The organism is Rossellomorea sp. y25 (assembly GCF_038049935.1).
In the GTDB taxonomy this organism is placed as follows: domain Bacteria; phylum Bacillota; class Bacilli; order Bacillales; family Bacillaceae_B; genus Rossellomorea.
Window position 1 is genome coordinate 630399 of the sequence record NZ_CP145886.1, and the last position, 24558, is coordinate 654956.

Genomic DNA, 24558 nt, shown 5'->3' on the forward strand with positions numbered 1-24558 from the left:
ATGATTGAAAACGGTCAGTATGCCCGACTGTTTTCTTTTCAAAAGTAGTATAATATAATATTTGAATTTTGTAAATATTCTTTCAAATAAAGTTTTTTGGATAAGCTATTCCAACTAGGAAAAACTAACGGCAAACCCTTAAGTTAAGCTTGAAAGGAGTCAATTTTATGAAAATCATGCGCACTGCTCTTATGGTCATTCTCGCATTTTTCGTTGCAACCACTGGTATCCATGCTGAAAATAGTCCTAAAAAAGCAACTGACAAAGCACCGAAAACAACGGAGAAAGCTCCGCAAGCAAATGAAGATACCAGTGTAAAGATCCCGAATTCGGTTTTAAATATCGCCAAGGAAAATACGTATCCCAATTCCACACAGGATCAGCCGTATCTTCAACCGAGCGAATGGTCTCAGGAATTAATTGAAACATCCAATGTGAAAATTGAAAATCCGAACCTGATTCGGATACTCAACGAATCCACGATGAATAAAGCACCGACGATTGGATTGCGTGCAACCATTTATTTAGGGGAATGGCCTTTAAATTATGCTTCAACGGAGACATCTCCTAACTGGGAGTATCAAAAGGTCAATACGAACTATTTCGATAACCGTGGCGGAAAATCCAACTATCAAATTCATTACGTCCAGGAAGCACAAAAAGTGGTGAAGGGCGGACTCACGGCAAAAGTTCCACATGCAGAAGATGTGGAGAAAATGATGCTTATTAAAGCAATGGATAAATCAAAGCTGCCACTCGCATTTCAAACAATTGTAGGAGCAGGAACGAAGAAAGACCAAGTGTACAATATTTCACCTAAACGACTTGGTTACTTATATGCCTACGCACCAGCGATTAACGAAAAAGGAAAAGTGACCTACGGTGAAGTGTTCCTTGTCATGAAGGGTACGAAACGCTCCATCGTCGTGAAAAACGTAACCTCTCAAGGAGTTGGAGCGTGGATTCCAGTTCAGGATCATGTCCACTTTGGCTTCATGGCAAGCGAAACACCAAGATAAATGTTTAAAGAGGAGTGAAATGGGGTAAACCTTAATTTCACTCTTTTATTATTTTCTTTGATATGTTATAATAATTAGAATATTCAGAATTGAAGGAGGGATATCATGGAGTATCTACTTATTTTTGGTGGGATCCTGATTGCGTACACAGCTATGAGAATTTGGTTCGGAGCGAAAAGGGCTAAAGTATATGCCGAAAGCCTCAAGAATCAAAAGTATAACGTAATGGACCCAGCACTACAGAAGATTGACCAGCCCGTGAAAGAAAATCACCGCGGTCCAATCGGATAAGAAGCACACCGGATAAATGTCCGTTGTGCTTTTTTTTGTGTATGAGAGGGACGGACCTTGAGTTGGAAGAATGGCGTGATATTTAGGATTAGAGGGACGGACCATGTTTTTAGGGGAGAAGTGGGGTTTATTGGCGTGCTTGGAATGAATGGGTATTTGGTGTACGAGTTGCGATTGGTTCACAAATTGGCACAACAAACCTGGAGAGTTGCACAACAAACAGTCAAACTGGCACAACAAGCCCTTAAAGTTAGTCAACTAATAGAAAATCAGATCCCAAATTACATGAAAAAAGCCCAAATCCATAATGGATTTGAGCCTTCACACTATTTTATCGAGAAATCTTCGCTTCACGCTCCGAAAAGTCAACATCACCATAATACATAGACTTCACCAGGACGTTCGGTCCAAGGCAGCGGGCCATAGGGCAGTGACAGTTCAACTCTTTCGCAAGAGGTTGTTCTTTCCACTTTTCAAAAATGGCAGGAAGCGTATCCTTTGTTATGTTTCCAAGTGGCGGCGTGTCGCCGAAGTCAGTGACGATGACATCACCGGTGAATATATTTACGTTCAGACGGGAACGGCCGTCGGGATCATTACGGACGCTAACATTTTTAGCTGCATAGAGTTCAGTCAGAAAATCCAAGTCTTCCTGTGAAGAGCTGCATGGATAGAATGGCAGCGTTCCAAATAGCATCCACACGTCTTCATCACGGAAGGAAAGAATGTCTCTAATTGCTTCACGTGTTTCTTCCAATGAAAGAGTTTCTAGGCTTGAAGCGAAATCGGAAGGGTACATTGGGTGAATTTCGTGACGACCACACTTCATTTCGTCTACTACTTGACGATGGATTTTTTCCAAGTAGGGCAGGGTGTTTTTATTTAACATGGTTTCTGCCGAGACAAGGACTCCACGCTCAGAAAGTGCACGGCTGTTTTCGATCATGCGGTCAAAGAGTTTCTGACGCTGCTCCCTTGTTGGCTTTCGTTCCATATTGGCAAAGCCGACATCGATGAACTCATCGACCGTTCCCCAATTGTGAGAGATGTGCAGGACATCCAGGTAAGGGGCAATAAGTAAATAGCGGTCAAGATCCAGGGTCAGATTTGAATTGATTTGGGTATGTACGCCTCTGGAATGTGCATACTTGAGTAATGGCAAGACATAATTTTCAACGGATTTCTTTGACATCATCGGCTCTCCGCCGGTAATACTAAGGGAACGAAGTGTTTTAATATCGTCGAGCTTCTCGAGAATCAATTCTATGGGAAGAGCGCTTGGATCCTTCGGAGACAGGGTGTAACCGACGGCACAGTGCTCGCATCTCATGTTACAGAGCGTTGTGGTGGTGAATTCTATATTGGAAAGCGTGATATCACCATGCTCATCCACATCTAAGTAAGCCTCCCAAGGATCATGGTCAATCGACATTTTCTTGGAGAGAGTATCAGTTTTCATTCGTAAAAGCTCCTTTATTAGTAAGTCACCTATCCATTATTGAGAAACGCCCAGCCCTTGTCAATCCGAAAGTTATTGGTTACCATAGTAAACGTATTGAAAGGAGAGAGAACTCTTGGGTAAAGCTATCAGCGATAAAGACTCACAAGTGAGCTATTTAAAACAACGCCTGAACCTGTTCGTCGACGTTCTGGACTCAATCGACCCTGAACAAGCGGATATAGACGATATCGACCGCCTTATTGCGATGATCGATGATATAGAAGTAAAATGCGAGCAATTTAAGAAGAGTGAGTAAGAGTCCTTGATGGGGCTCTTATTTTTTTGAGGGACGGACCTTTGATTGGGGGTGGGTGGTGAGGTGAATAGCGGTGGTGACGGTGATTTTTTTTGCGGAATTTGTTGGATTTTGTAGAACAGTTGATAAAATGAAATAACAGTCGATAAATCTGATTAGCGATCGATAAACTTTAATAACGGTCGATAAGAATTCATAACGGTCTACAATTTTTTTATCCGCCCCATAAAGCTCACCCTTCATCCTATGCAAAATAGGAGACAAGAATACCAAGCAGGATTTCCCCGCTAAAACGTCAAACTTTAATAAAAACATCTATTATTAAAGGAGCGAATCATCCCCATGATCATCACACCCATTGAAAAACACCAATGCCAAGCAGCCAAAGACGTGATCCTGTCCGGTTTCCTCGAACGGTTCGGCTTCATCGATCATACCCTGAATCCCGATATTCATGATATTTCTGTAGAGTACGATGGGACGCACCATCATTTTTTTATAGGAAAAGATAACGACAAGATCATCTGTACAGGCGCTATCCGAAAAGAAACCCAGGATACGTATCGGATTGTGAGAATGTCTGTATTATCCCCATTTCGAAAACGAGGTCTTGGCCGCATCATGCTCAATCATTTAGAAGAAAAAGCTTATTCTCTTGGTGCACGCACACTCACCCTCGAAACCAACAAGCACTGGGCGGACGCCATCCAATTTTACCAGAGTAACGGGTACACCTATAAGGAAGAAGACGAGGTTTCATGTTATTTTGAGAAGGAAATTCCATTGTGAAATCCCTTTCAATCTTATTCTTATAGGAGTATAATGATGTATGAAAATTAAGACTGTTTTTGAGATCTTTAGAGGGGGAGAACGATGAATAAAGAGACATTACAGCAAAGTATGTACGATTTGATTGTGGAAACATCCACAAACCTGCCAAAGGATGTTAGACGTGCGATCCGCACGGCGAAAGCCCGTGAGAACGCCGGCACGCGTTCGGCTATGAGCCTGGACACGATTTCAAATAACGTAAAGATGGCGGATGACAATGTATCACCGATTTGTCAGGATACAGGGCTTCCGACTTTTAAAATAAAAACACCGGTCGGCGTGAATCAGCTTGACATCAAAGAAGCGATTTATGCTGCGATGGTACAGGCGACGAAGGACGGAAAGCTTCGTCCTAACTCAGTTGATTCATTGACCGGGGCAAACTCTGGAGACAATCTTGGCTTAGGGACACCGGTCATCAAGTTCGAGCAGTGGGAGAAGGATTACATCGATGCGCGCCTGATCTTAAAGGGCGGCGGTTGTGAAAATAAAAACATCCAGTACAGCCTTCCGTGTGAGCTTGAAGGACTGGGCCGTGCCGGACGTGACTTGGATGGGATCCGTAAATGCGTGATGCACTCGGTGTATCAGGCTCAGGGACAAGGCTGCAGTGCCGGTTTCATCGGAGTTGGAATCGGAGGAGATCGTTCTTCAGGCTATGACCTGGCAAAAGAACAATTATTTCGTTCCGTTGATGATGTGAATCCGAATGAAGATCTACGTAAGTTAGAAGAGTACGTAATGGACCATGCGAATGAGCTTGGAATCGGCACGATGGGATTCGGCGGTGAAACGACGCTGCTTGGCTGTAAAGTCGGTGTGATGAATCGTATCCCTGCAAGCTTCTTCGTATCCGTTGCTTATAACTGCTGGGCATTCCGTCGCTTAGGGGTGAAGCTTGATGTTGAATCAGGCGGTATCGACGAATGGTTCTACCAGGAAGGCGAGAAGATTGACCTTACTCAAGGATCTGAGGCTGAGCTTGAAACGGCAGCGGCTTCATCCGGGGAACAGCCGAATGTTGTGGTACTGCAAGCTCCGATCACGGAAGAAAAGATCCGTGAGTTGAAAGTGGGAGACGTGGTTCAAATCAACGGGCGCATGTACACCGGCCGTGATGCGATCCACAAACATTTGAGTGAGAATGATGCACCGGTGGATCTTGATGGCCAAATCATCTACCATTGTGGTCCGGTCATGCTGAAGGACGATGAGGGCAACTGGCACGTGAAAGCGGCTGGCCCGACAACATCGATTCGTGAGGAGCCTTATCAAGGGGACATCATGAAGCGATTCGGCATCCGTGCTGTCATCGGGAAAGGCGGAATGGGACCGAAAACCCTTGCTGCCTTGAAAGATCATGGCGGTGTTTACCTGAATGCCATCGGTGGAGCGGCACAGTACTACGCAGATTGCATTAAAGGCGTAGACGGAGTGGATCTGATGCAGTTCGGTATTCCTGAAGCGATGTGGCACCTGAATGTGGAAGGCTTCACAGCGGTTGTAACGATGGATTCACATGGTAACAGCCTTCATGAAGAAGTGGATAAATCTTCATTGGAAAAATTAGCTCAGTTTAAAGAGCCAGTTTTTAAATAAGAAATTGGAACCACCTCGTACGGGATACGGGGTGGTTATTTTATTGGTTATTTATGTTAAAATCAGGTTGAAACTTTAAAGAGCGTTCGTTCGTATTACATACAAACAGGAGCTGGAGGGCTATGATGATTTTCAATAAATTAGTGAGCATGTTGTTTCTTTCCTTGATGGTGTTCTTAACAGGGTGTGCAAGCACTAGTGAAAAGTCCAATATCACTTCAATAGAAGATGTGAACGTTGATACGTTAAAAGAAAACAGTGGAACCTATGTCGGGGATAACTCCAAGGTCAGTGCGATCCTTCAGGAATTGCCCGGTGGAGAGACCATTCAGGAAGTCGATCTTTCAGGAGAAATGGTGGAGGTGACCTACGGCAATAAAGAAGGGGGCCTTTCTGAAAGTGATGTGGATGAGTTTTGGTTTGACGGTAATCATGCCGACCGCAAGAACTTTTATTACAACGCCATCTACATGACCCTACTCGTTCCGAATGCCCGGGAATATCATTTCCAGATAGACGAATCCATGGTATCCGTTTCAAGGGACAAAATGGTCAAGAACCTCCAGGATGAATTTGAGCAATTCCCAACAGGAGAGGCCATCTGGGATAAAAAAGTCGTGTCTGAATTCATCGATGAACATAACGGGAAACTAACCGAAATGGCGACGAAGTATCAGACATTTTTTGAGTGAGGGACGGACCTTATCTCGAAACAAGTCTCTCTTCGACGAAAAATGAAAGATCAGGGTGACCTGCCCAAGCTTTTGTATTGTATGCAAGTTATAATCATCTAAACTTTATTCTACTGTCATCCCACTCGAAGATTCCTTTTGTACTAATAGAAGGAATCTTTTTTTTACTTATGAACTATATGAATTCAACATATTTAAAGTATTATCTTAAATACATCTACATAAGTATGAGGAGGAAGAGTGAGAGTGAAGGGGGAAGAACATATGACAAATCCGATCGTGGCCCGATCTTTAGATGAGATTCAATTCTGGTCGAGAATTATGAAGGAGCATGCGTTGTTTTTGAGCTTGGGATTCACGTATGATCAGAAGCAATTAATTGAAGAAGCACAACAATTCATTGTGGTTTTCGAAAGAATCGAGGAGAAGCTGAATAAATACTCTATCAACACGGATGTGCGGCAAATCCAGGCATTTAACAGCGAAGTTTATCAAGCGGCAGCTGCGATTTGGAACTATAAGCGGAAAATATTAGGTTTGACATTGCGATGTGAAATTCGCTCTAATAATTATCCCTTGTTAGTGGATCATATTAGCAGAGAGGCAGCATTCTTTGCCAAGCGTCTGCAGGAATTGAATGAGGGGAAACTTGTACCAGAACAGGATTCCATAATCCAGGAAAATGTATTCTTTCTGAAAATCATGGCCGATCACGCGAAGTTTATCGGACATCTATTGGATCCTTCCGAACGGAAATTAGTTGAACAGGCAAGAGAATTCAGCCAGGATTTCGATCAACTGGTTTTTCAAGCGATTGATTTAGACTCCATGCGTCCACAATCAGAAACAAAGCCGATGTTGAATCAATTTCTGAATCAGAATAAGGTTTCAGTTAAGTCATTACGTGATTTCAAGAAAACCGCAAGAGAATTAATTGAAGAATGCAGGATCAAAAGTAATATCCATCCACTATTGGCTGATCACACATTTAGAGAAGCAGAACGATTCCTGGAAATCATCGATCTATTTGAAGCGAGTTTGCAAACGAAATAAAGGTTGAAGTTTGATAACCGCTTAAATTATTGGATACTTTTAGTACACATGAATCCTTCTCGTTCTCAAAAACTAAGGGAAACGGATTGTGAAAGAAGGGTTCAACTTGCGGAAATCACAAAAAGTGTTGATAATAGCGTCAATCTTAGTATTGCTCATCCCGGCACAAGCCTATGCAGTTTCAAACAACCCGATAGGCTGGGGATTTAAGAAGAGTCAGAATGAAGCTCCTGCAGAAGCAGGGGCTCAGCATGATCAGCTGCTTGATAAATATGATGCTTTTTACAAAGGATCACCGGATAAAAAAGTCCTGTATCTGACCTTTGATAATGGGTATGAAAATGGCTACACAGGTCAGATCCTTGATGTGTTGAAGCAGGAAAAAGTGCCAGCCACCTTCTTCGTGACAGGGCACTACTTACTAAGCGCTGAAGACCTGGTCAAGCGCATGGTAAAGGAAGGGCACATCGTTGGGAACCATTCCTGGCATCACCCGGACTTCACGGCAAGCTCCGATCAGAAAATCCGTGAAGAGTTGGAAAAAGTAAAAGTGAAAACGAAAGAGTTGACAGGTCAGAAAGAAATGAACTACTTGCGTCCACCAAGAGGCGTATTCTCTGAACGTACGCTTCAAATCGCGAAAGAAGAAGGCTACACCCACGTCTTTTGGTCAGTCGCCTTCATCGATTGGAAAACCGATCAGCAAAGAGGCTGGCAATACTCGTACGACAATATCATGGCCCAAGCCCATCCAGGCGCAATCATCCTTCTGCACTCCGTCTCCAAAGACAACGCAGACGCCATGGAAAAAGCCATAAAAGACCTAAAGAAAAGGGGCTACACCTTCAAAAGCCTGGATGAACATCCAATGATGAAAAAATAATGGGGACGGACCTTCATTCCTAGGACCTGGTCCTAGGAAATGAGGTCCGTCCCTCGATGCTCAGACAAAGGACATGATCAATTTTCCTTACAGCGCTAATTGTTATAAATAAAGAAAACCCTATCATTTGTATATTGTAAGTACGAAGACTCACATTCATACTTAATGGCAGAAAAGCAGTAAAAGAAAATGCCTCCCAACCTTCATTAAATATCCTGATGAGATATTTGTTTCCAATTCTAATGAATGAGGTAATGTGAAATGCCTACTGTGGGTGGATGAAAAGGAAAAGGTTACCTTGATATACACAGTTTGCACTAGGTATGCGGAGTATTTTTTTAGAACCTTCTACTGTATTGGTTCCACTCTAAGTGTGCTATCATTTTAATAATGATAAATACTCGTCCTCCTTTTTAGGAGGGCGTTTTCTTTTTGTAAAAGGGTGAGAATGTCCATGTATGTGGTCCATGTATGTGATTGTTGGCATACTTTTTTTATCATTTTTCGATAGTCGTCTGATGGGAAATCAGGGATATTCGGTCAAAGAGGAGTGTTTTTTTTTGGAAATAGTCATCATCGTGTTTTTCTTTTTAAGTGTGACGTTCCCGGTGCTGCATCTATATCATTGTCTACCATTGTTCCGTGATCCTGACGAAAGGTCGAGGCGAAACCCTGCTTTGAAAAAGTGGATGATCGAACATGGGCATGAAGATGAAAAGGGAATGAGCATTTTGATTCCCTGTTATAACGAAACGGGTATTATTGACACGTCCATTGAGAGCATGAAATCATTGCCGTATTCTCAAATGGAGGTTGTGTATATTAATGATGGTTCAACGGATGGGACAATGGATTATTTATTTGAACGGCTTAAGTTGAAATCATGTTCCATAGATCCAATCGGAAAGCTGTCATATGAAAAAGTCGAAGGAGTATACCGATCGAAACTTTACCCACATTTCTTCGTGATTGATAAGGAGAACGGGGGAAAAGCGGACGCTTTGAATGCCGGCATTGAATACGCGAGCCATGACATCATCATTACGTTGGATGCTGATACGATTTTGGCCGAAGAAGCATTATCGGCTGTCAATGATGCGTTCGAAGATAAGAACGTCGTTGCTGCAGGCGGGATGGTACATGTTTTGCAAGCAAAGACAAATGAACCTTCGAACCGACTGTCTTTAAGGCATACAAACATGCTATTAAGGGTTCAAGTGCTGGATTTCCTTAAAGCATTTTATATTTCAAAACTATCTCTTGTACGATTCAGAGCTTTAGCTGTCATATCCGGGGCATTCGGGATTTTCAGGAAGCAAGCACTACTCGATGTCGGGGGCTATCGCAAGACAATTGGAGAAGATATTGACATCACACTCCGTATCCAAAAACTCATCGCGAAACATAAAAACTTACGAATCAAGTTTATATCCGATGCCGTCGGGTACACCGAACTACCGGAAACATGGAGGGACTTAACCAAGCAGCGGTTACGTTGGCAGAAAGCCTATATCGACTGCATCATTCATTTCAGCGCCTTCTTTGGAAAAACATTATTTACAAAGACCGTTTCTTTCTTCTATATATTTGAAGCGTTTCTGATCGGTACCCTTGCTTCTTATATTATGACAGGAATCGTGATCTTCAATATGATATACGACCCTCAAAATACATATGTGGATTATCTGTTTTTTTATTTGTTTTGGATATTCTTATTTGGTTTCATGTATGACGTGGTGGCGATACGCCAAGGAAAGCGGTACGGTTTCACCTTCTCTATGAAGGATCGTTTCCGTCTGTTTTTTGCGATTTTGTTTGATATTTTCATCTACCGATTTGTCACGATGTATTTTGTCATGTATGGAAGCATCTCCTATTTCTTCAACAAAAAGTGGAACAAGGTGTCCCGGACAGGACGGAATTATCATCAGGAAGGCTCTAAACCCGCCGCATAGTCAACAGGCGCATTTTTGAGCCGACATCATTGTAGCAGGCTTTAGTGTGGAGGACAGATAATGGGTAAAAAATTTCTGCTATTCAGTTTAACCTCTGTGACAGTATTGATTCTGGGGGTAATCAGCTTTACATTCCAATTTGTCACCTCGATCGAAGCCGGTATGGACGAAGAGGTCGACAGGAAAGAATCATTCGAGAAACATGTGGAAACGATCCACTTGAAGGATGGGGACCCCATCTCGATTCTGTTGATGGGAGTCGATACGAGACCGGGTGAAGCGGGCGGCCGAGCCGATACCATGGTTCTCTTAACGATCAATCCCGATTCCCAATCGATGCATATGGTCAGTATCCCCCGCGATACGTATGCCAATATAGAAGGCGGCCTGAACAAAATCAACAGTGCCTATCAAGTGGGAGGGCCAGAGGAGACCATCCACTCTGTAGAAAATCTCCTCGATGTTCCCGTGGATTATTTCTTGCAAATAAACATGGAGGGGTTCGAGGGCATTATTGATGCGTTTGACGGGGTGGAAGTGAACAATGATTTAGAGTTCACTGACAAACATGTCCACTTCCCCGAAGGTAAGATTCGATTGGATGGTAAAGAGGCATTGATTTATGCCCGAATGAGAAAGAAGGACCCACGAGGAGACTTCGGCCGTCAAAAACGTCAGCGCCAAGTCATTGAAGAACTGATGCAAAAAGGGGAGAATATATCCTCGATCACGAAATTCGGTGAAGTCGTCAAGGTCCTTGAAAAAAATATCAAAACAAACATGTCCTTGATCGAGATGTGGAATATTCAATCTCATTATAAGGGAGCCCGGGAAAACATCAAGGAGCACAAAATCGATGGTAAAGACAAAACCATGAAGGGTACCTACTATTACATACCCGATAAGGAAAAGCTTCATGACATTTCTGATCAGCTGAAAAAGCACTTGGAACTTGAAGGTGATTCAAAACTGCCAGAAGAGAATCGAAAAACAAGCAGTTCAGGCAATAAGACTGATCATGTCAAAGAAGAAAAAGCGACTTCCCCTAAACCAAACGATACAGGGTCAGGCGGGGAGAAAGAAGATACTCCCAGTGATGACGCCAAGGAAGAGTCTGATAAACAAAAAGAAATTAAAGATTCGGACGGGATAACCGTCAAGAATAGCGACGAACCGAACGTTGATAAAGTCATCACGAAAGATTGGCAGTCAGTACCAACCAATCAGAAAAACCATACGAGAGTGACATTGGATGAAGGCTCCCTTGATTGGGAGGAGATGACGACTGCCATTTCAAGAGGAGCAGACTTATCAAAAGAGGATATGATTCTATGGTGGGTGGAAAGCGATCGTTCTGATAGTGCCACTGCTACAGTGACGAATAAAGCTCAAACAGAAACCTACCGGGTCTACGTATCATGGCTGGACGGGACAGGGTATACACCGACCAAAGTGGAATTGCTTCATGTCAATGATCAAAAGCAGTAAAAACATTGTACGAAACACTCTAGAGTAAGGATTCCGAAAAAGGGGGACATTTCCCTCTTTTTTTGGTTAATAGAATGAAAAGAATATAGAGGAGAGGCTTATTGATGGAAAACACAGTCATACTTACAGTAGTCATTATCGTATTGGCAGGTATCATTTTGGGACAGCTACTATTCATTAGGAAGAAAACGAAAAGGTACGAAGAGCGAATGACAGAACTTGAGACGGAAGCTCTTGCCAGTTTAAATAGGGTGGAACATAATCTTATTTTTAAGAGAGAGCAAAAAGGGGGAGATCCTTCATAGTAGGTAGGGTCTCACGCTTTCCCATGCAGCAGATCTGATTTTCAGTCAAGAAGGAAGGTCCGTCCCTCCAAACCATCAATACCAAAGGACGCTATCATCGGCATCATTCTTGTTGCAATCGGCCAGGTTATACATATTCTTTGCCATTGTTCCATCTTCGACATGCTCGATCTTCTTACATGTCATTTCCATGATTTCACCGTTGCCAAATGTATCCCGACGAGAATCTCGTACTGAATGAATCAGTATTCCATCAAACTCAAGGTCATGCAAGATTGGATCGCCTTCATCTGTATAGCTGACAATATGCTCATTACAACCAGCGACCAGCACAAGGAACAAACCAGCCATCATCAATCTCTTCATCCAATCACCCTTTCAGAAATTCCATAAGGTCCGTCCACTTTTAGAGGTCCGTCCCTCTCTTCTAATGTATTAGACGAACGACAACGTTGAAGTGTTACACTCCCGTTATGCTATAATACACATACAAGTTTTGTGCGGAAGGATGAGGACGATGGTAAGTAGGAATGTTAAGATTGAAGGTCCGTATGATTTCGACCGGGTACTGGAGCGGCTGTCGCTGGATCCATTGAACGCAGTGGATCAGGAAGACCGAAGCGTAAAGGTTCCATATTATCTCCCGGATGGGAAAGGCGAGGTCATCATGGTTCAGGCGACAGGCACCACGGATCAACCTGAATTCAGCATCACCTTTGAACATGAAGAATTCCTTGAACAAAAGCAGGACCGAATCTCAGATATTTTCCAGTGGCACACCGGTCTTAACAAAATGCACGAGCACTTCCTGCAAACCGATCTTAAGCCGATCTTCGAAGAGCATATCGGCACACCCATCATCCTGGAGTTCGACCCGTTCGCCACAATCATCAAAAGCATCATCCACCAGCAGCTGAACCTGAAATTCGCGTTCACCCTGACCCATCGTTTCGTCACCAAATATGGCTGGCAAAAAGACGGAGTGTGGTTCTATCCATCACCGGAAACAGTCGCCGGACTTACTGTGGAAGAACTGCGGGAGCTGCAATTCAGTCAGCGGAAAGCGGAATATGCAATTGGCATCGGACAGAAGGTAGCAAGCGGAGAACTGGACCTGGACAAATTAGCCGGGCAGTCGGACGAAGAAGTCATCAAGGAACTTACTAAAATCCGCGGAATCGGCCCATGGACAGCCCAAAGCTTTCTGTTATTCGGACTTGGTCGGCCGAATCTCTTCCCGAAAGCGGATATCGGCATCCAAAATGCCATCAAGAAATTATTCCAAATGGATCAGAAACCGACCATGGACGAGCTGGATCAATTCAGCGCATCCTGGCATCCTTATTTAAGCTATGCATCCTTGTATTTATGGAGAAGTATCGAATAGAACGGACGTGAACCAATGAAAAAGCAATACGCAAAAAAGCAGCACAATGAAGTGAAAATCGAGTTGAAACAACAGTTCCCTCTGACCATAAAAAAAATCGGCATCAATGGTGAAGGAGTCGGATTCTTTAAACGAAAGATCGTCTTCGTACCTGGAGCACTGACGGGAGAAGAAGTGGTCGTCGAAGTGACCAAGGTCCACCCGAAATTCTCCGAGGCCCGCATCAAAAAGATCCGGAAGAAGTCACCAGAGCGCACCAAAGCCCCATGTCCGGTCTACGAGCAATGTGGAGGCTGTCAGCTTCAGCATCTCTCATATGAAGGGCAGCTCGACGCCAAACGGGATATCCTGCTTCAATCACTTGAGCGTCATACGAAGCTCAAATTAGAAGACCTGGACATCCGTTCGACGATCGGGATGGACAACCCTTGGCACTACCGGAATAAAAGCCAATTCCAAGTGGGAACCCAAAACGGGAAAGCCATCGCAGGGCTATACAGCATGAACTCCAACAAGCTCATCGACATCGATGAGTGTATCGTTCAGCACCCACTGACGAATAAAGTCACAACTGAAATCAAGCGCATTATCAACGACTTTAACATCCCTGTCTTTGATGATAAAAAGAAGAAGCCGTTCCTGAAAACGATCGTGACCCGTGTCGGCTTTGAAACAGGCGAAGTCCAAGTCGTACTCGTCACTGCAGAGAAGAAGATTCCACGCAAGGAATTACTGATTTCTGAAATTCAGAAACGTCTTCCGGAAGTCGTTTCAATCGCCCAAAACATCAATCCTAAGAAGACGGCACTCGTATTCGGAGACGAAACAATCCATCTATCAGGTAAAGAAAGCATCGAAGAACGCCTGGAAGAGTTCACCTACGAGCTATCCGCCCGGGCATTTTTCCAGCTCAACCCGATCCAGACGAGCAAGCTGTATAACGAAGCGAAAAAAGCAGCGGGGCTCACAGGGGAAGAGAAGGTTGTCGATGCGTACTGTGGAGTCGGTACAATCGGTCTCTGGCTCGCAGATGGAGCGAAAGAAATCCGTGGGATGGATGTCATCAAAGAAGGAATCGATGACGCGAAGAAAAACGCCAAGAAATTCGGAGTGGATCACGCTGAGTACTTTGTCGGGGGTGCGGAAACGCTCATGCCTCAATGGAAAAATGAAGGCTGGCGTCCGGATGTGGTCGTAGTCGATCCTCCTAGAACAGGTTGCGATAACAAGCTGCTTGATACGCTAAAAGAAGTAAAACCGAAAACATTCGTTTATGTATCCTGCAACCCTTCCACCCTTGCGAAGGATATTGATTATTTGAAGAAGCACTATCGCGTTGAGTATTTGCAGCCTGTTGATATGTTTCCGCAGACTGCCCATGTGGAAGTTGTGGCGAAGCTGGTACTAAAATAATAAAAACGGACAAAGCCCTGTGATTTTCTCGCAGGGCTTGTCTTATTGATTATTTATTCCTCAAACATTACTATGCTGTGATTGTTTATTCCCAGGGGCAAACCAACCAAACAAAGCGATCCCCACAAGAACACCGTAGAAAGTGAGTGTCCAACCAGTACTGTGAGGGAAATCATGATCCAGCACCCCGATATCTTCATGTGCAAGGGTAATGACCGCAAGCTTCACCCCGACCCATGCGACAATCGCATAAGCGGTAGTTTCTAAAGCTGGGCGCTTTTCAAGCAGCTGGACAAACCAGGTTGCCGCATATTTGATTAAGATCAGCCCGGCAATTCCTCCAAGGACGACAATCAGGAACTTCCCGCCGTCCATTCCGCCGAAATTATCCAGAGGAGAATCAGGCAGCCCAAGGGCAAGGGCCACAGCAGCTAGGATCGAATCAATGGCAAAGGCAAGGTCCGCCAATGCGATTTTCCCGACTGTCGGCCAAAAGCCTTTCCCTGCAGCTTCTTCTTCTGTGTCTTCCCGTATATTTTCGTTTTCTTTTCCAAAACGTGCTTTGATGACATGCTTTAAGCCCAGGTAAAGAAGGTAGGCTGCACCTATGGCCTGTATCTGCCAGACGTTTGCGATAAACGAAATGGCAAAGAGGGCACCAAAACGGAAGGCAAAGGCGAGGAAAATCCCATATTTAATGGCCCTTTTCTTCTCGTCGTCCGGCAGATGTTTTGCAATAACGGCGAGGACAAGGGCATTATCCGCTGATAACAAGCCTTCAAGGCCAATAAGGATCAGTAATGTCCATCCGTATTCTAACCAGATTGATTCCAAGCGTAAAACTCCTTCCTAGTGAATATGCAACCCGATACGGGTCATACCTTTTGAAAATAAGTTCACATGGTTAGCTTCCCACTTAATTTGCATCTGATACTTTCGTTTTTAGTGATGGAAGGACGGAAGCAGAATCCAATTTCCTTTTGCTTCCGTCATCCCTTCATGGTATAGTTAATTTACTAATTATGACAGGAGTGATGGGTGGACGATGAAGAACTAATCTTATTTTCGCGACGTTTGAAATTTCATATTTCAAATCAACCAAAATAGGATTAGTCTGCCCATTTTTATTACATCGTCTGAGCCATTGATTTCAAGTGGCTTCTTTGAGCGCGACAGGTACGGCTAATCCTTCCAGAAGAAATGGGAGGATTTTTTTGTTCTCCCTTTGATGAGAGGGGAAGATCGTATGAGAGAATTAATGAAATTAGTGAATATAAGCTATGAAATCATGGATCAGAATATTATTGAGGGTGTAAAAGCGAGTGTGCAGGAAGGGGATGTCATCGGGATCATCGGGCAGAATGGTGCGGGTAAATCTACACTTCTGCAGTTGATTAACGGGGATTTAGTACCCTCCGAAGGCACAATCCAATGGTTGCAGCATGACTTGAACATCGGTATGGTCGAGCAGGAAATGGAATCCTATTCCATCAACGACACGACCCCCTCCGAATCCAGGTTACTGGAAAAATGGCATGTTCCCGACAATGATTTTCAGCATTTGAGCGGCGGTGAAAAGCTGAAGGCGAGGCTTGCAAAAGGCTTTGCGAAAAACAGAGACCTCCTTCTGCTGGATGAACCAACGAATCACCTGGATCAGGAAAGCATGGAGATCCTGACAAAACAGGTCAAGGAATATAAAGGGACGATCATTCTTGTGTCCCATGACCGGTATTTTCTGGATGAAGCCGTAACAAAGATATGGTCGATTGAAGGCAGAAAGCTCCTTGAGCATAGAGGGAATTATTCGAGCTACATGGAGGCACGAAAACAGAAACGGCTGTCCCAGCAGCGTGAATATGAAAAGCAGCAGAAGATGGTGGAAAGGATCGAAAGTCAGATCAGCGAGCTCAATTCCTGGTCACAAAAAGCCCATGCTCAATCCACGAAACAGGAAGGATATAAAGAATACTACCGTGTAAAAGCAAAGCGGACGGACAGTCAGGTGAAATCGAAGCAAAAGCGTCTTGAGAAAGAGCTTGAGAGGGCAAAGGTGGAAGAGGTTGAGGAAGAACATACGGTGCGATTCTCCCTTAAGGCCACATATAAGACCGGAAAGCGGTTCCTGGAAGTGAAGGATCTGACGAAAGCTTTCGAGGGACGAATCCTATTCAGGAACGCCAATTTTACGATCCAGCATGGCGAAAAGGTCTCGATCACCGGACCGAATGGCAGCGGGAAGACGACATTATTGAAGGTGATCCTGGGGCAGGAGAAGGCTGACGGTGAAGTATGGGTTTCACCATCTGCCCAAATCGGCTATCTGACGCAGGAAGTGTTCGACCTTCCTCTTGACGAAACGCCCGAGCAGCTTTTCCACCAGGAAACATTCGAGGAAAGAGGGAAAGTCCAGACGCTCATGAAGCACTTGGGATTCCAGACGACCCACTGGCGGGAACCGATCAGGAATATGAGCATGGGTGAGCGTGTAAAGTGCAAATTGATGAAGTATATTTTAGAAGAAAGAGATGTGCTGATCCTGGATGAGCCGACGAATCATCTTGATCTGGCATCGCGTGAACAGCTTGAGGATACTCTCGCCAAGTACAGTGGAACTTTGATCGTCGTGTCCCATGACCGGTATTTTCTAGAGAAGACGACGAGTACCAAACTTGTGATTGAGAACGAAGGGATTCATAAACGGCTGAATGAACCTGCTCCAGAACGGGATGAGCAGGGGGAATTGAGGCTGAAACTGGAGACGGAGAGACAGGATGTGTTGGGGAGGCTCAGTTTTATGACGCCGGGTGATAAAGGGTATGCTGAATTGGATAAGAAATTCTTAGAGCTTACGAAGGCGATCAATGGGTTGAAGTGATCATTTTTATGAGAACAAATAATACCGGGCACGACATTATATCGGTTTTCGGTTGTTTTCTTGAATTTTGCCTGTTGGTAGATGGTATTGCTGCTAATAGTCCTGAGTTGGGGATAAACTAACATATACTTACAATGAGGAGTGAGAGTATGTTCTTGCAAGGGACCATTATTGCGGGGGATTTTGATTCAACTACTAATGAATTTTCTATACAGAAAGTAAAGGATTTGAATACAGAGTCAGTCCTCAATAAGAATCAGATCGATAGTATCTATCAATATTTAAAAAAACATCAAAACGAAGATGACGGACAAATTATTACACTAAATGATCAAATGCCTGTACGCTTATCACAGGTTGAACTAAATGATTTGATCAGTGATGTAGAGAAAGTGCTTTCCATGTATCAGTGAAATAGGATTGTTGGGTACAGGATTTGCCTTAACTCCTAAATGGCGATCACTCATCGGCTTTTCAGGTAAAAGATGTTATATTTATCTGTAACAATAGAACGCTGGGAAGTGATGGATATCCTTTATGCAACGATTTTATTTATATGTGCCGGTCTAGCTGAAATTGGTGGCGGGTACCTGATTTGGCTTTGGTTAAGAGAGGGAAAACCTGCTTATCTGGGGTTATTAGGAGGGCTCGCATTAGCTTTGTACGGTGTCATTGCAACACTTCAAACCTTTCCATCGTTCGGCAGGGTGTATGCAGCATATGGAGGAGTCTTTATTGTCCTCTCTGTTTTATGGGGCTGGGGAATTGATAAAGAAACACCTGATTTATATGATTGGGTTGGTGCCGGTATTTGCTTAGTCGGGGTATCGGTCATGCTTTTTGCACCCCGGCAGTGATGAATAAATTTCATACAAAAAGGCTCAGAGCTTAATTCTGGGCCTTTTTGTGTGCAGCAGATCAATTTCCACCCGTATACCACTTGTACTGATTGGAGTCTGCGCGGCATTGCGTGTTATATCCCTCACTCTTATGGGTGTCGTAGCAATCACCCGTGAGGTAGCCTTGGGAAAAGTATTTCTCTTTGATGCTGCCTCCGATTGCTACTGCACCCAGGAAAGAGAGGGGAATCAGGACGAATAACCAAACCATTCTAAAAACCTTCTTTATAACCGAGTTAGGTGAAAGCAGGTGACAACCCTGTTGTAATAGCTCATAGATGTGGAGATCCCGGAGAAAAAAAGATGAAGAAGTGGGACAAGGGACCTGTCCCTGCGTCCCATCCTGCTACTATCTCCGTTGAACATATGGAAAAATATAGATAATATTTCGACGTGGGAGAGGCAGGTTTGTACCTGGTACAAAAGCGTTGAATTGTACCAGGTACAAAAACGTTGAATTGTACCAGGTACGAAAAAAGACCGTTAGTACCCGGCATAGATAATCAGATGGCGGATAAAGGTTTTCAGCAAGTTGTTTTGGATTTACAGGAATCAAGCGTTGCACATTCCCCAAGCAGATGAATGGTCAAAACATCTTTTCATCTACTATGATATTCCTTGAACAACAAGAAGGAGGCAAAAACCATGAATGCAAAGTATAAAGATTTATTTACCCCATATAGATTCAAAAACGGAATAGAGCTGAAAAACCGTATCATCATGGCACCGATGACGAACTTTTCATCAGATGATGATGGAAATGTAACGGATGCAGAGGTAGACTATTATGCCCGCCGTTCGAAGGGTGTCAGCATGGTTGTCACAGCTTGTACGTATGTGACACCTAACGGGAAGGGATTCCCTGGTGAATTTGGTGGTGACACGGATGAAATGATCCCGAGTCTTGAACGATTGGCGGGAGCAATCAAGGATCAGGGTGCGAAGGCGATATTGCAGATTTTCCATGGCGGGGTGCAGTGTCCTTCTGACCTGGTTCCTGATGGCGACGTTGTCAGTGCGAGTGATGTGATGGGTGACAATCAAGAGAAGAAAGCAAGAGCTTTAACGGAGGCTGAGATCGAGGAAATCATCGAAGCTTTCGGAGAAACGACCTGCCGTGCAATCGTGGCCGGCTATGACGGCGTCGAGATTCACGGAGCAAACGGTTATTTGATCCATCAGTTCTTTTCTCCAATGACAAATCAGCGAGAGGATCGTTTTGGAGGCAGCTTGGAGAAACGGATGACATTCCCGATGGCGATCGTGGATAAGGTGAAGAGTGTGGTTGATGAGCATGCCAAGCATCCATTCATCGTCGGCTACCGTTTTTCACCTGAAGAGCCTGAGGAGAATGGATTCTCCATGGGGGATACTCTTTCCTTGGTAGACGCATTAGCAGACAAAGATCTGGATTATCTGCATGTGTCTCTATTCGATTTCTTCTCGAAACCGAGAAGAGGCGTGGAGGATGTAGAGAAAACGAGAATGGATTACCTGCTTGAAACGATTGCAGATCGTACTCCACTTATCGGTGTAGGCTCTATCTACTCTGCAGAAGATGCGCGTAAAGCATTTGAGACAGGGGTTCCTCTATTGGCACTGGGGCGCGGTCTCATCATCGATCCCGATTGGGTACAGAAGCTTGCAGACGGGAAAGAAGATGAAATTGTGACGGAGATCGATAAGGAAAAGCAGGAACAGTTAGTAGTGCCTGATCCTTTATGGAATGCAATCATTCATACGCCAGGGTGGTTCCCGGGGGTATAAGGCACGTAGTTATATTAAGCTTAAAGGCAACTGCCTATAGTGGCAGTTGCCTTTTCTGTTACCAAAGTGATCTTTAACAATATGAACTTTTTTTCTATCTTCAATTGGTGTGTGGCCAATGTGAATTGGGAGGGATCTCAAGTTGGATCAATCCCCCACCACTCATAACAAAGTACATTCCAGAATATGATTTCTAAGTGTGTTCAATTACAAAATGCATAAATGGGACAGTAAACCTGTCCCCCTGTCCCGCACATCTGGTATATAATGAATCTATAAACCTTTGGAGGTACATATGAAACAACAAAGCTATGAGAATCACAGTAAGATCGATCCGTTGTATCATTATGGGATAGCACTTTTATCGATTGTGACGTTGGTATTATCGATTACGTTCTTCGTAAAAAATGTGGGGACAGAGGCGCTCCTCAGTTTTATTGTGCTGTTCGCTGCGATTACGTTCCTGTTTATGACGGTGAAGCTGCGATTATATGCTCTCCAGCTTCAGGACCGGATCATTCGCAACGAAGAAAATTTCCGTTATTATCGCTTAACGGGGAATCGGTTAGATCCTACTATTTCCATGAAACAGGTGATCGCCCTGAGGTTTGCCCCGGATGAGGAATTTCCAGGTTTAGTGGAACGCACATTAACAGAGGACTTAACTGCAAAGGATATTAAAAAAGCTGTACAAAACTGGCGTGCAGATCATCACCGCGTATAGACATCTAAAGAACGGACCGCTCACTCATGGGCGGTTACATTTTTGTAAAAGGAGGCTCGTTATGACGAACGGGATTATGGTAGACGTAAAAGGTCTTGTGAAAAAATATGGTTCCTTCACTGCTGTGAAAGAAGTCCGGTTCCACGTGGAAAAGGGAGAGATATTCGGCCTGCTTGGTCCGAATGGAGCGGGGAAAACGACGACGATCGAGATGCTTGTGGGACTCCGGAAGCCGGATGAGGGGACGGCAACCTTAGCCGGCTTTGACGTTCGGAAAGACGTGAATAAGGTGAAGGAAGTAATCGGGGTTCAGCTTCAGTCGACCTCGTTGTTTGAGTTGCTGAAGGTGGAGGAGATCCTTCATTTGTATGCAAGTTTTTATCCGAGACATGTGGACATCGATCAATTGATCGAGGAGATGCTCCTGACCGAGAAGAGGAAGGACCGGATCAAGGGGCTGTCTGGCGGTCAGAAGCAGCGGCTCGCAATTGCCCTGGCGCTGATTCATGATCCGGATATCGTGTTTTTGGATGAGCCGACGACGGGATTGGATCCACAGGCGCGACGGACGCTTTGGGACATTGTGCTGCGCTTGAAGGAGCGGGGAAAGACCGTGATTCTGTCCACACATTATATGGATGAAGCCCATGTACTCTGTGACCGCATCGGCATCATGGATCAAGGGGAGCTGATCGCCCTTGACACGCCGGCTAATCTGGTGAAGACACTGCAGTCGACGAGTACGGTAGAATTTCACCTCACCAATCCACCTGAACAGGAGTGGTTCATGGAAATGGATGGAGTCGAGGAAGCTGCCATCAAGGATACGTTTGTCCAGCTGTATACAGATGATCTTCAGCTTTCCCTTACATCCTTGATCCAATTGTCTGAGGAGCACGATCTAAAAATCAGGGATCTTCAAACGCGGCAAGCGACATTAGAGGATGTCTTCATTCATATGACAGGAAGGAGGCTGCGGGAATCATGAGAGCTTATTGGCAGTTAACCCTGGCACAATTACGGATTTTTGCCCGTAACAAGCAAGTCCTATTCTTTACATTGCTCTTTCCGGTCATCCTGATGGTGGCCCTCGGGTCATTTGCAGGCGGGGGGAATTCGATTTCATTAACAGTGGGGATGATCGACGGGGATCAATCCGAAGCTTCGAAGGAATTAAAGGACTTATTTTATAAAAATGAGGGAATTGAGACAACGAAATATAAGAGTGTCAAAACGGGGAAAGAAGCCGTTGAGAATGGAGATATTCAGCTTCTCATCGAAATCCCGAAAGGGTATGAAGATAACCTGAAGGAGGGGAACGAGGCTTTTTCCCTACCTGTGTACTATAATGAGAAAAACCTGACCACGTCAGAGCTTGGATTGACGGTGGTGAACGGAATCATCGATCAATACAGCAAGGACCTCGTGGACTACAAGCCGTTGGTGACGGTTGAAAAGGTAGGAATCGAAGCGTTGAATCTTCGATATGTAGATTTCCTTGTCCCTGGTATCGTAGCTATGATGATCATGAGCAACAATATGAACGGGGTGGCGGGTCAAATTTCCGCCTGGCGTGAACGGGGGATCCTCCGCAGAATGCAGGGGACGAGACTGAAGGCTTCCACCTTTATCGCAGCCCAGATTACGGCGCGCTTGATGCTGAACGGGACCCAGGCATTGCTCGTCGTCCTGATCGCCGACCTCATCTTTGACATTAACGTCGCCGGTTCGTGGCTCGCCATGATCTTCTTCATCATCCTCGGAACCCTTGCCTTTATGGCACTTGGCTTTATCATCGCAGGAATGGCGAAGAATCCGGAAAGTGCCGGGCCGATTGCTGGATTTGTGACGTTCCCGATGCTGTTCCTTGGGGGCGTGTTCTTTCCAATCAACAATATGCCGGATCTTATTCAGCCGATCGTGAAGGTGCTGCCGATCGCTCATCTGAGTTCGGCTCTGAGAGAGACGATGAATCTTGGGACTCCGTTTTGGGAGTTGGGGATGGAGACCCTGATTTTGGGTGCTTGGCTTGTTGGCGGATTTGCGCTGGCTAGTTATGTGTTTAAGTGGGAGTAACATAAAAAAGTCCAATCGGATCAACCCGGTTGGACTTTTTTATGTCCTCTCCCTTAGCAGTTTGACTTCTTTCCACATCCTTTTCATTCTTCTAGGTGCCGAATTACGCATCGACGAATGGCGTTGACACCCCGTACCAGTCATTTTCGTCTTCTATTTGTAAATGAAAATCATACGCTCTTTCATGTCACTCTTCTCATAAGCTTCAGCAACCCCAACCTCTTCAATCAAGCTTTTTACGACTATTTTGTATTGCAGGGATACGTGAAACTCCTTCTCAAAGGGATAAGGTTCAAGGGTCACTTCCTTTTCATTCAACCATCGGGCCATGAGCGGCTGATTTTCCGGATGAAACATTTCTGTATTCTGAAATCCATTTTTAAACCACGGATGCTCGTCTTCTTTCGCCACACCCGGCTCATTCAAACACAGGTATAAGGACAGGTTATCTGAGAATTGGAGTAAGTGGAAATGCTGCTGCAGTAATTCTTCATCGAGGTCAGGGAACGACTCCCTAAGGTTCATTTGTCTTCTGGCTTCGCCCGTCAAAAAGACAAGGCAGTCTTTATTTTGGGATTGTGAAAAGAAGGAGCAGAAGTGCAGGCTGCATAGGAGACTGGCATAGGTGTTCACTCTCTCAATCTCGTCCACCCCGATTTTATAGAATGCGAGCTTTGGCAGGAGGGGATAGTCAGAAAAGGTGAAGGGAATACTCTCCCTATCATTCCAGATCGGGGTCTCGTCCAGGCCGATCCAGCTGCGGTCATGCTGATAGGCTGCATATAAGGCGTCGTCAAAGAATGCATCTGATTTTAGCAGGGAAGGCTTGAAGTGCTTGATGAGTTCGCCTGATAAAAAGGCGTGGTCGTGCTGCCTGATCATGATAAATGAATCCTTGATTTCACGAATGATCATGATGGGTGGGCTCCTTTCTGTGGGCTTGTCTATGAATCCATTATAGCAAAGGTGTAGTCTATTACAGAAAAAAATATGGGAGAAGTGATGAGGATGGCAGTCTTTTCTTCAAAAGAAAAGACCGGAAGCGAGTGCTTTCGGTCTTTTGTCATCAGTGGTGAGAATCATGATTTCCACTATCATCTGGAGTTTGATCATTCAGGGCTTCGACATCAGCCTTGGACAGCTCACCGACAGCGAAGGGCAGGGTCGGCAGGATGGTGGATCCGTTATTTGCGGCATGGACCTTGATGTAATAGAGTCCATCTTCCGTCAGCTTTTTGTTAAATGTATAATACCCGTCTCCGGCATTATCGGCTTCCTCCATCTGATCATGGAAGGAGCCGTCACCTTTCCATATTTCGACATGGACAAAATCGGCATCATCGACGGATTGACCGTTTTGTGTGAGGGCAATCTTGACCGGTTCACTTCCGGAAAAGTCTTCAGGCATGGTGATATCCGCCTGAAGCGGAGATTCCTGACGGTAAAGCTCGGCTGCATCCTCTTTAGGGGAACAGGCTCCGAGCATCATGCAGATGAGGATGAGACCAATGGTTTTCGTACGATTATTCATGAAGTATCGC

At 44.7% G+C, this 24558-nt stretch carries 26 protein-coding genes; 20 read left to right on the forward strand and 6 right to left on the reverse strand.

Features of this window, described 5'->3' with window-relative positions; all coding sequences use genetic code 11:
* Positions 1–167: 167 nt before the first annotated feature.
* Both AAEM60_RS03185 and AAEM60_RS03190 read left to right on the forward strand, forming a co-directional pair.
* Positions 168–1019: a YfkD famly protein gene (locus AAEM60_RS03185; RefSeq protein WP_299741677.1), complete on the forward strand. Its 852-nt coding sequence runs from the start codon at positions 168–170 to the stop codon at positions 1017–1019.
* 105 nt (positions 1020–1124) lie between these two features.
* A complete protein-coding gene (locus AAEM60_RS03190; RefSeq protein WP_299741679.1) occupies positions 1125–1310 on the forward strand; it encodes a hypothetical protein in 186 nt (61 codons plus the stop codon).
* A 331-nt stretch (positions 1311–1641) separates the two neighbouring features.
* Here the strand turns inward: AAEM60_RS03190 and yfkAB are convergent, their stop codons facing one another.
* Positions 1642–2769 (reverse strand): radical SAM/CxCxxxxC motif protein YfkAB, encoded by a 1128-nt coding sequence (gene yfkAB, locus AAEM60_RS03195; protein ID WP_341357372.1) that lies wholly within the window; start codon positions 2767–2769, stop codon positions 1642–1644.
* Positions 2770–2884: 115 nt separating this feature from the next.
* Between yfkAB and AAEM60_RS03200 the strand changes: the two genes are divergently transcribed.
* The 9 genes from AAEM60_RS03200 to AAEM60_RS03240 all read left to right on the forward strand — a co-directional run bounded on the left by AAEM60_RS03200 (position 2885) and on the right by AAEM60_RS03240 (position 11873).
* Complete coding sequence (locus AAEM60_RS03200) at positions 2885–3067, forward strand: SE1561 family protein (RefSeq protein ID WP_341357373.1); 183 nt, start codon at positions 2885–2887, stop codon at positions 3065–3067.
* A 342-nt stretch (positions 3068–3409) separates the two neighbouring features.
* Complete coding sequence (locus tag AAEM60_RS03205) at positions 3410–3856, forward strand: GNAT family N-acetyltransferase (protein ID WP_299741687.1); 447 nt, start codon at positions 3410–3412, stop codon at positions 3854–3856.
* A gap of 84 nt (positions 3857–3940) precedes the next feature.
* On the forward strand, positions 3941–5497 hold the full coding sequence (locus AAEM60_RS03210) for a fumarate hydratase (protein WP_341357374.1): 1557 nt from the start codon (positions 3941–3943) through the stop codon (positions 5495–5497).
* Between the two features lie 122 nt (positions 5498–5619).
* Complete coding sequence (locus AAEM60_RS03215; protein WP_341357375.1) at positions 5620–6189, forward strand: DUF4825 domain-containing protein; 570 nt, start codon at positions 5620–5622, stop codon at positions 6187–6189.
* 264 nt (positions 6190–6453) lie between these two features.
* Positions 6454–7242, forward strand: a complete 789-nt coding sequence (locus AAEM60_RS03220; RefSeq protein WP_341357376.1) for a DUF2935 domain-containing protein — start codon at positions 6454–6456, stop codon at positions 7240–7242.
* 106 nt (positions 7243–7348) lie between these two features.
* Positions 7349–8125 carry a delta-lactam-biosynthetic de-N-acetylase gene (gene pdaA, locus AAEM60_RS03225; RefSeq protein ID WP_299741694.1) on the forward strand — a complete coding sequence of 259 codons (777 nt, stop codon included), beginning with the start codon at positions 7349–7351 and terminating at the stop codon, positions 8123–8125.
* A 560-nt stretch (positions 8126–8685) separates the two neighbouring features.
* The gene (locus tag AAEM60_RS03230) at positions 8686–10080 is read left to right on the forward strand and encodes a glycosyltransferase (RefSeq protein WP_341357377.1); all 1395 of its coding nucleotides are present in this window, start codon (positions 8686–8688) and stop codon (positions 10078–10080) included.
* Between the two features lie 60 nt (positions 10081–10140).
* Positions 10141–11568: a DUF1510 family protein gene (locus AAEM60_RS03235; RefSeq protein ID WP_341357378.1), complete on the forward strand. Its 1428-nt coding sequence runs from the start codon at positions 10141–10143 to the stop codon at positions 11566–11568.
* A 104-nt stretch (positions 11569–11672) separates the two neighbouring features.
* Positions 11673–11873: a hypothetical protein gene (locus AAEM60_RS03240; protein WP_341357379.1), complete on the forward strand. Its 201-nt coding sequence runs from the start codon at positions 11673–11675 to the stop codon at positions 11871–11873.
* A gap of 75 nt (positions 11874–11948) precedes the next feature.
* On the opposite strand, the gene AAEM60_RS03245 is transcribed toward AAEM60_RS03240, so the two are convergent.
* Positions 11949–12239 carry a DUF4362 domain-containing protein gene (locus AAEM60_RS03245; RefSeq protein WP_341357380.1) on the reverse strand — a complete coding sequence of 97 codons (291 nt, stop codon included), beginning with the start codon at positions 12237–12239 and terminating at the stop codon, positions 11949–11951.
* Positions 12240–12390: 151 nt separating this feature from the next.
* Here AAEM60_RS03245 and AAEM60_RS03250 point away from each other — a divergent pair, with 151 nt between their 5' ends.
* Both AAEM60_RS03250 and rlmD read left to right on the forward strand, forming a co-directional pair.
* Positions 12391–13260 carry a DNA-3-methyladenine glycosylase gene (locus AAEM60_RS03250; RefSeq protein WP_341357381.1) on the forward strand — a complete coding sequence of 290 codons (870 nt, stop codon included), beginning with the start codon at positions 12391–12393 and terminating at the stop codon, positions 13258–13260.
* A 15-nt stretch (positions 13261–13275) separates the two neighbouring features.
* Positions 13276–14673, forward strand: coding sequence for a 23S rRNA (uracil(1939)-C(5))-methyltransferase RlmD (gene rlmD, locus AAEM60_RS03255; protein ID WP_299741705.1), 1398 nt, complete (start codon positions 13276–13278; stop codon positions 14671–14673).
* A gap of 60 nt (positions 14674–14733) precedes the next feature.
* Here rlmD and AAEM60_RS03260 read toward each other — a convergent pair whose 3' ends face one another.
* Positions 14734–15507, reverse strand: coding sequence for a TerC family protein (locus tag AAEM60_RS03260; protein WP_299741707.1), 774 nt, complete (start codon positions 15505–15507; stop codon positions 14734–14736).
* Positions 15508–15901: 394 nt separating this feature from the next.
* On the opposite strand from AAEM60_RS03260, the gene abc-f reads away from it, so the two are divergent.
* The 3 genes from abc-f to AAEM60_RS03275 all read left to right on the forward strand — a co-directional run bounded on the left by abc-f (position 15902) and on the right by AAEM60_RS03275 (position 18408).
* Complete coding sequence (abc-f, locus tag AAEM60_RS03265; RefSeq protein WP_341357964.1) at positions 15902–17551, forward strand: ABC-F type ribosomal protection protein; 1650 nt, start codon at positions 15902–15904, stop codon at positions 17549–17551.
* Between the two features lie 149 nt (positions 17552–17700).
* A complete protein-coding gene (locus AAEM60_RS03270) occupies positions 17701–17964 on the forward strand; it encodes a hypothetical protein (protein WP_299741711.1) in 264 nt (87 codons plus the stop codon).
* 72 nt (positions 17965–18036) lie between these two features.
* Positions 18037–18408 (forward strand): YnfA family protein, encoded by a 372-nt coding sequence (locus tag AAEM60_RS03275; RefSeq protein ID WP_299741712.1) that lies wholly within the window; start codon positions 18037–18039, stop codon positions 18406–18408.
* Positions 18409–18469: 61 nt separating this feature from the next.
* Here the strand turns inward: AAEM60_RS03275 and AAEM60_RS03280 are convergent, their stop codons facing one another.
* Complete coding sequence (locus tag AAEM60_RS03280) at positions 18470–18661, reverse strand: hypothetical protein (protein ID WP_299741714.1); 192 nt, start codon at positions 18659–18661, stop codon at positions 18470–18472.
* Positions 18662–19095: 434 nt separating this feature from the next.
* Here AAEM60_RS03280 and AAEM60_RS03285 point away from each other — a divergent pair, with 434 nt between their 5' ends.
* From AAEM60_RS03285 to AAEM60_RS03300, 4 genes are all read left to right on the forward strand, one after another.
* Positions 19096–20217, forward strand: a complete 1122-nt coding sequence (locus tag AAEM60_RS03285; protein WP_341357382.1) for an NADH-dependent flavin oxidoreductase — start codon at positions 19096–19098, stop codon at positions 20215–20217.
* Positions 20218–20512: 295 nt separating this feature from the next.
* Positions 20513–20941 (forward strand): DUF6526 family protein, encoded by a 429-nt coding sequence (locus tag AAEM60_RS03290; RefSeq protein ID WP_299741718.1) that lies wholly within the window; start codon positions 20513–20515, stop codon positions 20939–20941.
* 61 nt (positions 20942–21002) lie between these two features.
* On the forward strand, positions 21003–21929 hold the full coding sequence (locus AAEM60_RS03295) for an ABC transporter ATP-binding protein (RefSeq protein ID WP_341357383.1): 927 nt from the start codon (positions 21003–21005) through the stop codon (positions 21927–21929).
* Positions 21926–23017 carry an ABC transporter permease gene (locus AAEM60_RS03300; protein WP_299741722.1) on the forward strand — a complete coding sequence of 364 codons (1092 nt, stop codon included), beginning with the start codon at positions 21926–21928 and terminating at the stop codon, positions 23015–23017. The genes AAEM60_RS03295 and AAEM60_RS03300 overlap by 4 nt, the downstream gene beginning before the upstream one ends.
* Before the next feature lie 153 nt (positions 23018–23170).
* Here the strand turns inward: AAEM60_RS03300 and AAEM60_RS03305 are convergent, their stop codons facing one another.
* On the reverse strand, positions 23171–23932 hold the full coding sequence (locus AAEM60_RS03305; RefSeq protein WP_341357384.1) for a DUF3891 family protein: 762 nt from the start codon (positions 23930–23932) through the stop codon (positions 23171–23173).
* 151 nt (positions 23933–24083) lie between these two features.
* Positions 24084–24548 (reverse strand): FixH family protein, encoded by a 465-nt coding sequence (locus AAEM60_RS03310; protein ID WP_299741726.1) that lies wholly within the window; start codon positions 24546–24548, stop codon positions 24084–24086.
* Positions 24549–24558 lie beyond the last annotated feature (10 nt).

What these genes read in the sequence shown, in the direction of transcription:
- AAEM60_RS03185 (WP_299741677.1), top strand. Translation starts at nt 168, where the DNA reads ATGAAAATCATGCGCACTGCTCTTATGGTCATTCTCGCATTTTTCGTT.
- AAEM60_RS03190 (WP_299741679.1), top strand. Translation starts at nt 1,125, where the DNA reads ATGGAGTATCTACTTATTTTTGGTGGGATCCTGATTGCGTACACAGCT.
- yfkAB (WP_341357372.1), bottom strand. Translation starts at nt 2,769, where the DNA reads ATGAAAACTGATACTCTCTCCAAGAAAATGTCGATTGACCATGATCCT.
- AAEM60_RS03205 (WP_299741687.1), top strand. Translation starts at nt 3,410, where the DNA reads ATGATCATCACACCCATTGAAAAACACCAATGCCAAGCAGCCAAAGAC.
- AAEM60_RS03210 (WP_341357374.1), top strand. Translation starts at nt 3,941, where the DNA reads ATGAATAAAGAGACATTACAGCAAAGTATGTACGATTTGATTGTGGAA.
- AAEM60_RS03215 (WP_341357375.1), top strand. Translation starts at nt 5,620, where the DNA reads ATGATGATTTTCAATAAATTAGTGAGCATGTTGTTTCTTTCCTTGATG.
- AAEM60_RS03220 (WP_341357376.1), top strand. Translation starts at nt 6,454, where the DNA reads ATGACAAATCCGATCGTGGCCCGATCTTTAGATGAGATTCAATTCTGG.
- AAEM60_RS03235 (WP_341357378.1), top strand. Translation starts at nt 10,141, where the DNA reads ATGGGTAAAAAATTTCTGCTATTCAGTTTAACCTCTGTGACAGTATTG.
- AAEM60_RS03240 (WP_341357379.1), top strand. Translation starts at nt 11,673, where the DNA reads ATGGAAAACACAGTCATACTTACAGTAGTCATTATCGTATTGGCAGGT.
- AAEM60_RS03245 (WP_341357380.1), bottom strand. Translation starts at nt 12,239, where the DNA reads ATGAAGAGATTGATGATGGCTGGTTTGTTCCTTGTGCTGGTCGCTGGT.
- AAEM60_RS03250 (WP_341357381.1), top strand. Translation starts at nt 12,391, where the DNA reads ATGGTAAGTAGGAATGTTAAGATTGAAGGTCCGTATGATTTCGACCGG.
- rlmD (WP_299741705.1), top strand. Translation starts at nt 13,276, where the DNA reads ATGAAAAAGCAATACGCAAAAAAGCAGCACAATGAAGTGAAAATCGAG.
- abc-f (WP_341357964.1), top strand. Translation starts at nt 15,902, where the DNA reads ATGAGAGGGGAAGATCGTATGAGAGAATTAATGAAATTAGTGAATATA.
- AAEM60_RS03270 (WP_299741711.1), top strand. Translation starts at nt 17,701, where the DNA reads ATGTTCTTGCAAGGGACCATTATTGCGGGGGATTTTGATTCAACTACT.
- AAEM60_RS03275 (WP_299741712.1), top strand. Translation starts at nt 18,037, where the DNA reads ATGTTATATTTATCTGTAACAATAGAACGCTGGGAAGTGATGGATATC.
- AAEM60_RS03280 (WP_299741714.1), bottom strand. Translation starts at nt 18,661, where the DNA reads ATGGTTTGGTTATTCGTCCTGATTCCCCTCTCTTTCCTGGGTGCAGTA.
- AAEM60_RS03285 (WP_341357382.1), top strand. Translation starts at nt 19,096, where the DNA reads ATGAATGCAAAGTATAAAGATTTATTTACCCCATATAGATTCAAAAAC.
- AAEM60_RS03290 (WP_299741718.1), top strand. Translation starts at nt 20,513, where the DNA reads ATGAAACAACAAAGCTATGAGAATCACAGTAAGATCGATCCGTTGTAT.
- AAEM60_RS03295 (WP_341357383.1), top strand. Translation starts at nt 21,003, where the DNA reads ATGACGAACGGGATTATGGTAGACGTAAAAGGTCTTGTGAAAAAATAT.
- AAEM60_RS03300 (WP_299741722.1), top strand. Translation starts at nt 21,926, where the DNA reads ATGAGAGCTTATTGGCAGTTAACCCTGGCACAATTACGGATTTTTGCC.
- AAEM60_RS03305 (WP_341357384.1), bottom strand. Translation starts at nt 23,932, where the DNA reads ATGATCATTCGTGAAATCAAGGATTCATTTATCATGATCAGGCAGCAC.
- AAEM60_RS03310 (WP_299741726.1), bottom strand. Translation starts at nt 24,548, where the DNA reads ATGAATAATCGTACGAAAACCATTGGTCTCATCCTCATCTGCATGATG.